The organism is Streptomyces sp. NPDC091287 (assembly GCF_044768525.1).
Lineage (GTDB): Bacteria > Actinomycetota > Actinomycetes > Streptomycetales > Streptomycetaceae > Streptomyces.
This window is the reverse complement of record NZ_JBIVUV010000012.1, coordinates 132,244-145,325: the sequence shown is the minus strand read 5'-3', so window position 1 is coordinate 145,325 and position 13,082 is coordinate 132,244. Positions and strand designations below refer to the sequence as shown.

11 protein-coding genes are annotated in these 13,082 nt (G+C 73.7%); 8 read left to right on the top strand and 3 right to left on the bottom strand.

Translation table 11 applies throughout. The features are described 5' to 3' along the window. Window positions 1–137 precede the first annotated feature (137 nt). The 8 genes from ACIQRW_RS21545 (at window position 138) to ACIQRW_RS21510 (ending at window position 10,368) form a co-directional block, all read left to right on the top strand. Complete coding sequence (locus ACIQRW_RS21545) at window positions 138–764, top strand: GNAT family N-acetyltransferase (protein ID WP_403762972.1); 627 nt, start codon at window positions 138–140, stop codon at window positions 762–764. 31 nt (window positions 765–795) lie between these two features. Continuing rightward, window positions 796–2,328 carry an ABC transporter substrate-binding protein gene (locus ACIQRW_RS21540; RefSeq protein WP_403762643.1) on the top strand — a complete coding sequence of 511 codons (1,533 nt, stop codon included), beginning with the start codon at window positions 796–798 and terminating at the stop codon, window positions 2,326–2,328. A gap of 4 nt (window positions 2,329–2,332) precedes the next feature. Then, window positions 2,333–4,054: an ABC transporter permease subunit gene (locus ACIQRW_RS21535; RefSeq protein WP_403762640.1), complete on the top strand. Its 1,722-nt coding sequence runs from the start codon at window positions 2,333–2,335 to the stop codon at window positions 4,052–4,054. Next, window positions 4,051–5,448, top strand: a complete 1,398-nt coding sequence (locus tag ACIQRW_RS21530; RefSeq protein WP_403762637.1) for an MFS transporter — start codon at window positions 4,051–4,053, stop codon at window positions 5,446–5,448. Before ACIQRW_RS21535 ends, ACIQRW_RS21530 begins: the two co-directional genes overlap by 4 nt. Window positions 5,449–5,497: 49 nt before the next feature. Then, complete coding sequence (locus tag ACIQRW_RS21525; RefSeq protein ID WP_403762634.1) at window positions 5,498–5,902, top strand: PPOX class F420-dependent oxidoreductase; 405 nt, start codon at window positions 5,498–5,500, stop codon at window positions 5,900–5,902. A 131-nt stretch (window positions 5,903–6,033) separates the two neighbouring features. Then, complete coding sequence (gene cysS, locus ACIQRW_RS21520; protein ID WP_403762631.1) at window positions 6,034–7,434, top strand: cysteine--tRNA ligase; 1,401 nt, start codon at window positions 6,034–6,036, stop codon at window positions 7,432–7,434. A gap of 98 nt (window positions 7,435–7,532) precedes the next feature. Further along, the gene (rlmB, locus tag ACIQRW_RS21515; RefSeq protein ID WP_403762628.1) at window positions 7,533–8,489 is read left to right on the top strand and encodes a 23S rRNA (guanosine(2251)-2'-O)-methyltransferase RlmB; all 957 of its coding nucleotides are present in this window, start codon (window positions 7,533–7,535) and stop codon (window positions 8,487–8,489) included. 232 nt (window positions 8,490–8,721) lie between these two features. Beyond that, window positions 8,722–10,368, top strand: coding sequence for a DoxX family membrane protein (locus tag ACIQRW_RS21510; RefSeq protein ID WP_403762625.1), 1,647 nt, complete (start codon window positions 8,722–8,724; stop codon window positions 10,366–10,368). Between the two features lie 101 nt (window positions 10,369–10,469). Here ACIQRW_RS21510 and ACIQRW_RS21505 read toward each other — a convergent pair whose 3' ends face one another. The 3 genes from ACIQRW_RS21505 to ACIQRW_RS21495 form a co-directional block, all read right to left on the bottom strand. Next, entirely contained in the window at window positions 10,470–11,186 is a 717-nt protein-coding gene (locus ACIQRW_RS21505; RefSeq protein ID WP_397925040.1) for an NDP-sugar synthase, read from the bottom strand. Between the two features lie 63 nt (window positions 11,187–11,249). Beyond that, the gene (locus tag ACIQRW_RS21500; protein WP_403762622.1) at window positions 11,250–11,663 is read right to left on the bottom strand and encodes a hypothetical protein; all 414 of its coding nucleotides are present in this window, start codon (window positions 11,661–11,663) and stop codon (window positions 11,250–11,252) included. 227 nt (window positions 11,664–11,890) lie between these two features. Further along, on the bottom strand, window positions 11,891–13,027 hold the full coding sequence (locus ACIQRW_RS21495; RefSeq protein ID WP_403762618.1) for an ABC transporter ATP-binding protein: 1,137 nt from the start codon (window positions 13,025–13,027) through the stop codon (window positions 11,891–11,893). Between the last annotated feature and the right edge of the window lie 55 nt (window positions 13,028–13,082).

The window sequence follows — 13,082 nt, the reverse complement described above, 5'->3', positions numbered from 1 at the left end:
CCGGGAGGCCGCGCCTCCTGTGACCGCCTGACGTGCAGGGGCGCCGCCTCCTGCACATCACTTGCACGTACGCTGAAGATGCAAGCGATGTGCAGGAGGAGGCGGAAGTGGGACCGGTGACCAGCGCGACCACGGTGATGGCGGGGACGGTGGCCGACCGGACCGACACCGACGGGGCCCACGGGGACGCCGGATACGTCCTGCGCACCGCCACCGCCGACGACCTCGGCGGAGCGCGGGCCGTGATGCTCGACACCGTCTACCGCGACCTGAAGTCCGGCTACGTACCCCGCTGGCACGCCGACATCATCGACCCCCGGGCCGCCTATCTGCGCCCGGAGCGCTGCACCCTGCTCGTCGTCGAGCACCGCGGCGGGATCGTCGCCACCGGAGCCGTGCGCGACCGGGGGCCGCAGGCGCCGCCCAATCCCCCGTGGGTCGCCGAGCGTTTCCCCTCCGGGACCACCGCGCAGCTCTGCCGGATCTATGTGCGCCCCGAGCACCGCAGGCACGGGCTGGCCCGGCGACTGGTGCGGGAGCTGGCGGAGTTCGCCGCCCGGGCCGGGGGCTACGAGGCGCTGTACCTGCACACCGACCCCGCCGTGCCGGGCGCCGAGCCCTTCTGGCGTTCGCTGGCCCGTGAGGTGTGCGACGAGCGGGCGCTGCCCGGGGGCGGGCAGGGGATCGTCCACTTCGAACTGCCGATGCCCGGGGCCGTCCCCGGTGCCGCCGGCGGCTCCCCCCGGACCACCCCCGCCCATTAGATGACAATCGTTTTCATATAAGGTCGTCGCCATGCCCACCTTCCGGCCCCGCCTTCCCCGCCGCCGCGTCGCGCTGCCCCTGGCCGCCGCCACGCTCCTCGTGCCCGTCGCCACCGCCTGCACCTCGTCCACGGATTCCGGCGGCTCCGGCGGGGACCAGCGGCTGAAGGTGGCCATGGCCTTCCCGCCCGCCCAGGCCATGTCCCCGTACGGCGACGACGCTGTCACCCTGAGCCGGCTCGCCGTCGTCGAGGGGCTCACCCGGCTCGACCGCAACGGTGAGGCGAAGCCCGCGCTCGCCGCCTCCTGGAAGCGCGACGGCGAGAGGGCCTGGGAGTTCACCGTCCGCGAGGACGCCGTCTTCCAGGACGGGACGAAGCTCGACGCAGCAGCCGTGGTCCGGTCACTGACCGCCGCGCAGAAGGCGTCCCCCAAGCCCCGCGTGCTGTCCGACACGACGCTCACCGCCACGGCGGAGGGCGCCGGAACCGTACGGATCACCACCAAGGACGCCGACCCGCTGCTGCCCCAGCGGCTGGCCAACCCGTCGCTGAGCATCCTGTCCGCCGCCGCGTACAAGGACGCGTCCAAGGTGAACCCCGCCGGGCACGCCACCGGACCCTTCACCCTCGCCGAGGTCAACGGCGCGGTCAGCGCCACCCTGGAGCGCAACGACACCTACTGGGGCGACAGGGCGAAGGCCCCCGGCGCCGACGTGAAGTTCGTCGCCGACGGCACCGCCCGCGCCAACGCGCTGCGGACCAAGGACGTGGACGTCGCCGAGTACGTACCGATCTCGCAGGCCTCGCTGCTCGGCGACGGCCTGGTCCACGAATTCCCCTCCGCCCGCACCAACGGCCTCTCCCTCAACACCGAACGCGGCGTCTTCGCAGACCCGGCGATGCGCGCCGCCGCCCGCGAGGCCATCGACTCCCAGGCCCTCGTCGACGGCGTCTACGAGGGGCGCGCCGACACCGCCCAGGGGCTGCTGGGCCCCGGCGTCCCGTGGGCCGCCGACCTGCGCACCGCCCCCACCGGCCGCGCGAAGGCCGCCGCCCCGGCCGAGGTCGCGAAGACCGGGCAGATCGTTCTCGCCACCTACACCAACCGGCCCGAGCTGCCCGAGGCCGCCACCGTCGTCCAGCAGCAGCTGGAGAAGCGCGGCTTCACCGTCAAGCAGGTCGTCCGCGACTACGCGCAGATGGAGGCCGACGCGCTCGCCGGGAAGTACGACGCGTTCATCCAGGCCCGCAACACCCTCCTGGACACCGCCGACCCGGTCTCCTACCTCGCCTCCGACTTCACCTGCGACGGCAGTTTCAACATCACCCAGCTCTGCGCGACCCCCGTCGACGCCGCCGTCGACCGGGCCGCCGCCCTCGCCGACACCGACGCCCGCCACCGGGCCGAGATGACCGCCGAGGCCGCGATCCTCGGCTCCGACGCCCTCGTCCCGCTCGTCCACGAGCGCTTCGTGCAGGGGTACGACGACACCCGCGTCCGGGGCGTCGCCCTCGACCCGATGGAACGCACCCTCATCACCGCCGACACCCGCATCGGGTGACCGCGTGAAGTACCTCGCCGGACGGCTCGGCGCGCTGCTCGCCGTCGTCGCGGTGATCGGGCTGCTGCCCTGGCTGACCCGGACCGACCCGGCCCGCACGATCCTGCACGCCCGGTACGCCGACCGGGCCCCGACGCCCGAGACCCTCGCCGCGATCCGCGCCGAGACCGGGCTCGACGGCGGGCCGTGGCACGTCCTGGGCGGCTGGCTCGGCGGGCTCGTACGCGGCGACCTCGGCACGTCCTGGGTCTCCGGGCAGCCCGTCGGACCCGACGTGACCGCCGCGCTCGGCAACTCCCTCACCCTGATGGGCGCCTCGCTCGCGGTCGCCGTCCTCCTCGCCCTCGCGCTGAGCGCCGCCACCCTGCGGCGCGGGGCCGCGCGCCGGATCGTCCGGGTGCGCGCCGGAGCGGGCGCGGCGGTGCTCGCCGCGCTGCCCGAGTTCCTGCTCGCCGCCGTACTGGCCACGGTGTTCGCCGTGCACCTCGGGTGGTTCCCGGCGCTCGGCTGGGGCGCACCCGACCAGCTCGTGCTGCCCGCGCTCGCCATGGGCGTCCCCGCCGGGGCGCTGCTCGGCCGGCTGCTGGACGACGCCCTGCCCGGCGCGTTCGCCGAACCCTGGGCCCGGGCCGCCGCCGCGAGCGGCCTGCCCGGCCGCATCGTCGCCCGGCACGCCCTGCGCCGGGCGCTGCCGGGCCTGCTGCCCCAGCTCGGCCTGGTCGCGGTCGGGCTGACCGGCGGGGCGGTCGCCGTCGAGACGCTGTACGCGATCCCCGGCCTCGGCGGTACGGCCCTGGCCGCCGCCCTCGCCCAGGACCTGCCCGTCCTCCAGGCGGCCGTGCTGGTCCTGCTGCTCCTCGGGGTCGCCGCGGGCCTGCTGTCCCGCCTCGCCGTCCGCGTGCTGCTCGGCCCCGCGCTCACCGACCGCGCGCTGCCCGCCCTCGTCGCGCCCCGGCTGCCCGGCCGCCGCGCCCTCGCCGTCGCCGCCCTCGTCCTCGGCGGCCTCCTGATCGCCGTCACCGTCGCGGGCCTCCTGCGCGACCCCCTCCACGTCGACACGGCCGCCCGCCTCGCCGGCCCCTCCGCCGCGCACCCCCTCGGCACCGACAACCTCGGCCGCGACGTCCTCGCCCGCCTCGGCCACGGCGCGGCCCGCACCGCGCTGGCCGCCGTGGCGGTCGGAGCCGTCACCCTGGTGCTCGGGCTGCTCCTCGGAGCCGCCCGCGCCGGGGCGCTCACCGAGACGGCGAACGCGCTCCCCGCCGTCCTCGCCGGCCTCGTCGTCGCGGGCATCGCCGGGCCGGGCCCCTGGGGCGCCGCGGCGGCCGTGGCCGCCGTCGCCTGGGCCCCGCTCGCCGCCCACACCGCCGCCCTGTACGCCCAGGAGAAGGCGGCCCCGCACCTCGCCGCCGCCGTAGCCCTCGGCGCGGGCCGGGCCCACCTGCTGCGCCGCCACGTCCTGCCCGGGGTCCTGCCGCCGGTGGTACGCCACGCCCTGCTCCGCGTCCCGGCCATCGCGCTCGCCCTCGCCTCCCTCGGCTTCCTCGGCCTCGGCACGCAGGCCCCGGCGCCGGAGTGGGGCCGGATGCTGTCGGAGAACATGCCGTACGCGGAACGGGCCCCGTGGGCCGTCCTCGCCCCCGCCGCCGCGCTCGCCGTCCTCGGCGCACTGGCCGTCCTCACCTCGGCCGCGGTGCGCGGGCGCACCCCGGCGGGCCTGAAGTGAACCGGCCCGCACCCGCGCAAGCCGGCGCCGCCAGGGAGGGCCGCCGCCTCCGGCCCCGGCTCGCGAGCGCGCCCACCCCCTACCTCCGGCTCCTCACCGCCACCCAGTTCGCCTTCAACGTCGGCTTCTACGCCGTCCTGCCCTACCTGGCCACCCACCTCGGCAGCGGCCTCGGCATGGCGGGCTGGCTCGTCGGCCTCGTCCTCGGCCTGCGCACCTTCAGCCAGCAGGGCCTGTTCGTCGTCGGCGGCGCCCTCACCGACCGCTACGGCCCGCGCCCCGTCGTGCTGGCGGGCTGCGCCCTGCGGATCGCCGGGTTCGGCTGGCTCGCGCTCGCCGGGTCCACGGCCACCGTCATCGCCGCCGTGCTCCTCATCGGCTTCGCCGCCGCGCTGTTCTCCCCGGCCGTCGAGTCCGAGGCCGCCCGCGAGGCCGTCCGGCACGAACGGGACACCGGCGCCCCGCGCGCCCACGTCCTCGCCCTGTTCTCCGCCGCCGGGCAGGCCGGGGCGTTCATCGGGCCGCTGCTCGGCTCCCTGCTCCTGCTGCTCGGCGGCGGCTTCCGGACCGCGTGCCTCGCCGGGGCCGCCGTCTTCGTCGGCGTACTGACCGGGCACGCCCGCCTGATGCCGCGCGCCGCCCCGGTACGGGACCGAGCAACCGCCCCGGTACGGGACCGGGCAGCCGACCCCGTACGGGACCGGGCAGCCGACCCCGTACGCGAACGGGGGGAGGCACAGGCGCCGGACGCCATCACCCGTACGGCCCAACCGGGCCGGTCGCCGTGGCGGGCGGTCTTCACCAACCGGCCGTTCCTGCTGCTCTGCCTCGCGTACAGCAGCTACCTCGTCGCCTACAACCAGCTCTACCTCTCGCTGCCCGTCGAGGTGGAGCGGGCCACCGGATCGGGGGCCGCGCTCGGCTGGCTCTTCGCGCTGTCCTCGTTGCTCGTCGTCGTCGCCCAGTTGCCGCTCACCCGCTGGTCCGCCCACCGGATCACCCCGCGCACCGCACTGGTCACCGGCCTCGCCGTCGTCGCCGCCGGGTTCGCCGCCGTACCGCTCACCCCGGCAGGACCCGGCGGTCTGCTGCCCGGCGCGGCGCTCGTCGTCCTGCTGACCCTGGGCCAGATGCTGCTGGTCCCCGCCGCCCGGGGCCTGGTGCCCGACCTGGTCGAGGACCGGCAGCTCGGGCTGGCCACCGGGGCGCTCTCCTCCGTATCCGGGATCGCCGTCCTCGGGGGGAGCGCGGCGACCGGCGCGCTGCTCGACGCGCCCGCGCCCGTGCGGTGGGCGGTGCTCGCGGCGGTCCCGCTGGCGGGGGCGGCGCTGGCGTTCACCCTTCCGGCGGGCCGGGGCGGGAAGGTTCGGGGAACGCGCGCGGTTGCCGGGTAGGAGCAGCACTGGACGAAGGACCGACCGCAGCGCACAGGAGGCCGTACGCATGACCGCCGCACTCTCCGCCGAGCTCAAGAACCTGCTCGACAGCCCCGTGTTCGTCAACATCGCCACCATCCAGCCCGACGGCAGCCCCCAGGTCTCCCCGGTCTGGGTCAAGCGCGACGGCGACGACGTCCTGATCTCCACCACCGTCGGCCGCCGCAAGGAGAAGAACCTCCGCCGCGACCCGCGCGTCACCGTGGTCGTCCAGCCCTTCGACGCCCCGTACAGCTACGCCGAGATCCGCGGCGAGGCGACGCTGACGACGGACGGCGGGCAGGAGCTGATCGACGAGCTGTCGGTGAAGTACACCGGCAAGCCGTACGCGGAGTTCAACCCGAACTCCGCCGACGACGACCCCCGCGTCGTGGTGCGCATCTCCCCGCGCAAGGTCGTCGGCCGCCTGTAGGCCCCACGGAGGGCGTGAGAACGCTCTCCGGGCCCTTCGCGGGCCGTTTCGGGGTATCCCGGTACCAGAAAGTTGTCCCCGCGATCCCCAAGGGTCGCGGGGCACTGGTGCGGGCCTACTACCCTTGAGGCGTGACTATTCGCCTGCACGACACCAACGCCCGGCAGATCCGTGACTTCGTCCCGCTCACAGCGGGCTGCGTCTCGATCTACCTCTGTGGCGCCACTGTCCAGGCAGCACCGCACATCGGCCACATCCGCTCGGGCCTGAACTTCGACATCATGCGCCGCTGGTTCACGTACCGCGGCTACGACGTCACGTTCATCCGGAACGTCACCGACATCGACGACAAGATCATCGCGAAGTCCGCCGAGCAGGGCCGCCCGTGGTGGTCGATCGGCTACGAGAACGAGCGCGCGTTCAACGACGGCTACGACGCGCTGGGCTGCCTGCCGCCCACCTACGAGCCCCGCGCCACCGGTCACGTCCCCGAGATGATCGAGATGATGCGCGGCCTCATCGAGAGCGGTCACGCCTACGAGGCCGACGGCAACGTCTACTTCGACGTGCGCTCGCTGCCCAGCTATCTGGCCCTCTCCAACCAGGAGCTGGACGATCTGCGCCAGCCCTCCGGCGACGGCGAGACCGGCAAGCGCGACCAGCGCGACTTCGCCATGTGGAAGGCCACGAAGCCGGGCGAGCCCAGCTGGGAGACGCCCTGGGGCCGGGGTCGGCCCGGCTGGCACCTGGAGTGCTCCGCGATGGCCCACAAGTACCTGGGCTCCGCCTTCGACATCCACGGCGGCGGCATCGACCTGGTCTTCCCCCACCACGAGAACGAGATCGCCCAGGCCAAGGCCTACGGCGACGAGTTCGCGAAGTACTGGGTGCACAACGGCTGGGTCACCATGTCCGGCGAGAAGATGTCGAAGTCGCTGGGCAACTCCGTCCTCGTCAGCGAAATGGTCAAGCAGTGGCGCCCGATCGTCCTGCGCTACTACCTCGGCACCCCGCACTACCGGTCGATGATCGAGTACAGCGAGGAGGCCCTGCGCGAGGCCGAGTCCGCGTTCGCGCGGATCGAGGGCTTCGTCCAGCGCGTCACCGAGAAGGTCGGCGAGGTCGTCGCCCCCGCCGCCGAGGTGCCGCCCGCCTTCGCCGAGGCGATGGACGAGGACCTGGGCGTGCCGCAGGCGCTGGCGATCATCCACACCACCGTCCGCCAGGGCAACAGCGCACTGGCCGCCGACGACAAGGAAGCCGCGGCCGACCGCCTCGCCGAGGTCCGGGCCATGCTCGGCGTCCTCGGCCTGGACCCGCTCGACCCGCACTGGGCGGGCGAGGGCGACCGGGGCGAGGATCTGCACGGCGTCGTCGACACCCTCGTGCGCCTCGTCCTCGACCAGCGGCAGTCGGCCCGCGCCCGCAAGGACTGGGCCGCGGCCGACGCCATCCGCGACCAGCTCAACCAGTCCGGCCTCGTCATCGAGGACAGCCCCACCGGCCCCCGGTGGACGCTGGGACCGCGCTGAGCACCCGCTCCGAGCAGTGAGATTGTGCCGCCCGGCGATCCGGGCGGCACACTTTCCTTATACGTACGTACGTCTGAAAGCAACGAAACAGGTAGATCATGGCCGGGAACAGCCAGCGCAGGAACCGCCGCACGTCCAACAAGAAGGGCATGCAGGTCGGCAGCGGTGGCCAGCGACGCCGTGGTCTCGAAGGCAAGGGACCGACGCCGCCGGCCTCCGCCCGTAAGGGGCACAAGAAGAACCGGATCGCCGGCGCCCAGGCCAAGCAGGCCGCCGCCCGCCGCCCCGCCCCCCGGCGCGGCGGCGTCAAGGGCACCTCGGAGATGGTCGTCGGCCGCAACCCGGTCTACGAGGCCCTGCGGGACGGCGTGCCCGCCGTCACCCTCTACGTCCAGCAGTTCATCGACAACGACGAGCGCGTCCGCGACGCCCTCAAGCTCGCGAGCGAGCGCGGCAACATCAACCTGATGGAGGCCCCGCGCCCCGAGCTGGACCGGATGACGAACGGCCTGAACCACCAGGGCCTCGTCCTCCAGGTCCCGCCGTACGAGTACGCGCACCCGGAGGACCTCACCGCCGCCGCGTACGACAACAACGAGGACCCGCTGATCGTGGCCCTCGACGGGGTGACCGACCCGCGCAACCTCGGCGCCATCGTCCGCTCGGTCTCCGCGTTCGGCGGCCACGGCGTGGTCGTCCCCGAGCGCCGCGCGGCCGGCATGACCGCCGGTGCGTGGAAGTCCTCCGCCGGCACGGCGGCCCGCACGCCCGTCTCCCGGGTCACCAACCTCACCCGCGCGCTGGAGGGCTACCAGAAGGCGGGCCTCACGGTCGTCGGCCTGGCCGCCGACGGCGAGCACACGGTGGAGGACCTGGAGCAGCTGGCGGGCCCGGTCGTCATCGTCATCGGCAGCGAGGGCAAGGGGCTCGGCCGTCTCGTCGGCGAGACCTGCGACTACCGGGTGCGGATCTCGATGCCGGGCGGCGCGGAGTCGCTCAACGCCGGTGTCGCGGCGGGCATCGTGCTGTACGAGGTGGCGCGCCGCCGCGGATAGCCGTCCGTCGGGCCGCGGGTCGGTTCGGGTCGCCGGCCCGCGGGTGCCACGGCGTTCGCGCGGCAACGCGTGCGCGGCAACGCGTGCGCGGCAACCGGCTCGCCCGCCCGGCGAGTTGACGCGCGAACGCCGAACACAGTTCCAGGTTGCCCGAGTTTGGCCTGATCTTGACGGGTCTCGGACACATCCGGTGCGGTCAAGGCAGTGTCCTAAACACACATCACTCGGTTAGATGAGTGTGGACACCAGAACGCCTCGGTTCGACGAGCAACCCGCCGCCCTGAGCATGACCAAGGTGGACAGCGACCCCGCGCAGGTCATCGTCAACCACGCCAGCTTCCGGGTGCAGCTCGCCCCGGGTCAGCGCGCACGGCTGCGCGGTGCCCCCGCGGAAACGGCCCGCATCCCTGCCATGAGCGGTGCCGGCGGAGGCCGCAGGCGGGCACCGGTCGTCTGGAGCGGGAAGTCCGCTCCCGGCGACCCCGGCGCGACAGGCCTCCTCCAGGCCGTGCGCAACTCCACCGCGGGACACCTCGACGCCGGACTCGGCGGGGGGTCCGGGGACGGGCGCGGAGCGGGCGCGACGCAGGTCATCCCGCTCCTGGAGGAGACGCAGCCCAACCCCGTACTGACCGCCCCCCACCAGCCGGGACACACCGGTCCGCTGCTGCCGCCCATGCGGCAGGCCGTCGGCGCGTACGACCCGGTCGAGGGGCCCGACGACCTCGGCAGGACCGGCGCCCCCGGCGCCCCCGGCGACGACGACTACGACGAGGCCGACGAAACCGCCGAGTCCCGCGCCCGGCGGGGCGTGGGCGACCCCGTCCGGCACGCCTACTACCCCGGTCACCGGATGAACCTGGGCGTCGTCCTGCTCCCCATGCGGGTGCTGCTCGGCTTCATCTCCATCTACGCCGGCATGGGCAAGCTGAGCGACCCCGTCTACTTCGACGGCGGCGAGCGCGGCTCGATGGTCAAGTGGCTGACCTCCCTGCACCCGTGGGCGATGGCCGAGCCGCTGCGCGACTTCGCGCTCTCCCACCCGGTCGGCGCCGGCCTGACCGTCGCCTTCCTCCAGGTCGTGGTCGGCGTGCTCACCGTCCTCGGCCTCTGGCAGCGGGTCGCCGCCGCGTTCGGCGCGCTGCTCTCCGCCGCGCTGCTGGTGACCGTGAGCTGGCGCTCGGTCGCCGTGTACGACGCACCCGACATCATCCTGCTGGCCGCCTGGAGCCCGCTGATCATCGCGGGCGCGCCGGTTTACTCCGTGGACGGCCGGCTGGCCGGAGAGGCCTGGCGCAAGCTCGGCCCGCGCTCGGAGATCTGGGACCTGCGCCGCCGGGTCCTGCGCCGGGGCACCATCGTCGCGACGGTCGTCGTCGGCCTCACCCTGCTCATCGGCTCCATCCTCGGCGGAGCGGTCCGCTCCAGCGAGGTCGTCACCGTCCCCGGCCGCAACGACAACCCCACCAACCGCCTTCCCGGCATGCCGCTGCCCCAGGAGTCCACCGGCGAGCGCCAGGCCTCCCGTACACCGGACCAGCGGCGACAGCCGGAGCCCAGCCGCTCCGGCGCGGCCACCACCCCCGCCGACGGCCAGGCCACACCGGGCGCGACGCGCGACTCCGGCGGCCAGAGCACCGGTTCGGGCACCCAGCCCAGCCAGACCCAGGGCACCGACCAGGCGCCCCCGCAGCAGTCCACCCCGCAGGAGCCCCCGGCGGCCACCAGCGCCGGACCCACCTCCTCCGGCTCCACCGGAGACGCCTCGTCCGGAGGCGGCGGCGAACCGGCGCCCACCGGCGGCTCGACCTCCTCCGGCGGCGAGGGCTCGACCACGGGCGGCGGCGGCCGGAACCCGATCGGCGGTCTCCTCGGCTGACCCCGTACGACAGCTGACCCGTACGACAGCAGTGAGGGGCGGCCCCCACCCGGACGGAAGAACCGGGTGGGGGCCGCCCCTTCGTGTGAGGGCGAAGGCCGTCAGCCTTCGTGGGAGCCGAGCTCGCGGGCCGCCTCGGTCAGGTCCTTCGCCGTGTCGATGGCCCGCCAGTACGCCCCGTTCGGCAGCGGATACCCGGCCAGCCGGCGCTCGCGGGCGAGGCGCGGGAACGTGGTCCGCTCATGGTCGCCGCGGTCCGGCAGCAGCTTCGTGAACGCGGGTGAGAACACGTACACCCCGGCGTTGATCAGATACGGGGAGGGCGGCGACTCGATGAAGTCGGTGATGTGCCCGAACGCGTCGGTCTCCACGGCGCCCCACGGGATCCGGGGCCGGGCGAGGGCCAGGGTGGCGGTGGCGTCGCGCTCCGCGTGGAAGGCGGCCATCTCCCGCAGGGAGAAGCGGGTCCAGATGTCGCCGTTGGTGGCGTACCAGGGCTGCTCCGGGTCGGGCAGCCGCCCGGCCGCGTACTTCAGGCCGCCGCCGCGACCCAGCGGCTCGGTCTCCACGACGGTGGTGACCCGGAGCGGCAGTACGGCGGCGTCCAGCCACTCCTGGAGCACCTCGGCGAGGTGCCCGCAGGAGACCACGGCGTCGGTGACTCCCTCGGCGGCCAGCCAGGACAGCTGATGGCCGATGATCGGAGTCCCGGTCCCGGGGATCTCGACCATCGGCTTGGGGCGGTCGTCGGTGTACGGCCGCAGCCGCGACCCCTGGCCACCGGCGAGGATCACGGCCTGCGTCGGATACGTATGCATGGCAGGCACGATATGCGGTGCCCGCCGACGGAAGGCGACGCTCCGCGCGACCGCCTCCCGGGCTCAGCTGAACTGCGCGACGCCGGAGGCGAACGAGGTGTCGCAGACGGGGCGGGAGAAGCGGTGCGCCCGGGTCGGGCCGTACTGCTCGACGGCCGCCTTGCCGAGGGCCTTCGCGATCGACATGCAGTGGCGGGCGAGCGAGGGACGCTGCTCCACGGCGCGCTGGAGGCCGGTGAGCGCGGTGCCCGGGTCCTTCTCCTGCAGCTCCACGAGCAGCTTCTCGCGCAGGATGTCCTGCGGGGTGTGCGGCTTCGCGGGCTTGGACACGGTCTCCGACGAGGCGGCCAGCAGTTGGGAGTCGTTGTCCGACTCCGCCCACTGGACGCTGGTGACCGCGAGGGTCCCGGACAGAACCATGACGACGGGCAGGACGAGAGCGAGGGATCGGCCGATGCGGCGCGCGGTGTGGGTCACGCAGCGAGCGTAGCGGCCAGTGATGACTTGGCGACAATTCGTCACCCTTGCGGGGGATGGTTCGACGCGCCCTTTCGAATGCGGGATTGACGAACCAGGGTGAAATGCCCTGTGTGCCGGGGTATTTGCTGCCGCCCGGCACCGAAACCCAAACCCGCCGGGACCACGCAATCGGCCCCGCACCCCCTTGCGGGGAGTGCGGGGCCGGGCGTACGGCGGGTGGGGCGTCAGTTGGTGAGACGCTCGCCGGTGGAGGTCGCGAAGACGTGCAGCTCGTCCGGGCGCGGGACGACGTGCAGCTCCGTGCCCTTCTCCGGGACGGCACGGCCGCCGACGCGGACGACCAGGTCCTTGTGCTCGCCGGCGACCTGCGCGCCGCCGTAGACGAAGCCGTCGGCGCCGAGCTCCTCGACGACGTTGACGGAGACGGCGAGACCGGCCGGCGCGTCCGAGGAGTCCTTGGTCAGCGTCTTCGCGGCGGCGCCGCCGTGCTCGACGATGTCAAAGTGCTCGGGGCGGATGCCGACCGTGACGGTGGTGTCACCGCGGTCCGCGGCGGCGGTGAGCGCCTCGCGGGAGACCGGGACGACGCTGTTGCCGAACTTCACGCCGCCGTCGGTGATCGGGACCTCGACGAGGTTCATCGCGGGGGAGCCGATGAAGCCGGCGACGAAGAGGTTCGCGGGGCGGTCGTACATGTTGCGCGGCGAGTCGACCTGCTGGAGCAGCCCGTCCTTCAGCACCGCGACCCGGTCGCCCATGGTGAGGGCCTCGACCTGGTCGTGGGTGACGTACACGGTGGTGATGCCGAGGCGGCGCTGCAGCGAGGCGATCTGCGTACGGGTGGAGACACGGAGCTTGGCGTCGAGGTTCGACAGCGGCTCGTCCATGAGGAAGACCTGCGGCTCACGCACGATGGCGCGGCCCATCGCCACACGCTGACGCTGACCACCGGAGAGCGCCTTCGGCTTGCGGTCCAGGTAGTCGGTGAGGTCCAGCATCTTGGCGGCCTCTTCGACCTTCGCCCGGATCTCGGTCTTGTTGATACCGGCGATCTTCAGCGCGAAGCCCATGTTGTCCGCGACGGACATGTGCGGGTAGAGCGCGTAGTTCTGGAACACCATGGCGATGTCCCGGTCCTTCGGCGGCAGGTGCGTGACGTCGCGGTCACCGATGCGGATCGCACCGCCGTTGACGTCCTCAAGACCCGCGAGCATGCGCAGGGAGGTCGACTTGCCACAACCGGAGGGACCGACGAGGACGAGGAACTCACCGTCCGCGATGTCGATCTCGAGCTGGTCCACGGCCGGCTTCGTGGAGCCGGGGTAGACGCGGGACGCCTTGTCGAACGTGACACTGGCCATGCTGAATCTTCTCCTCAACCGGCAGGAACGTGCCGGACGATCCGAGTAGGGAGTG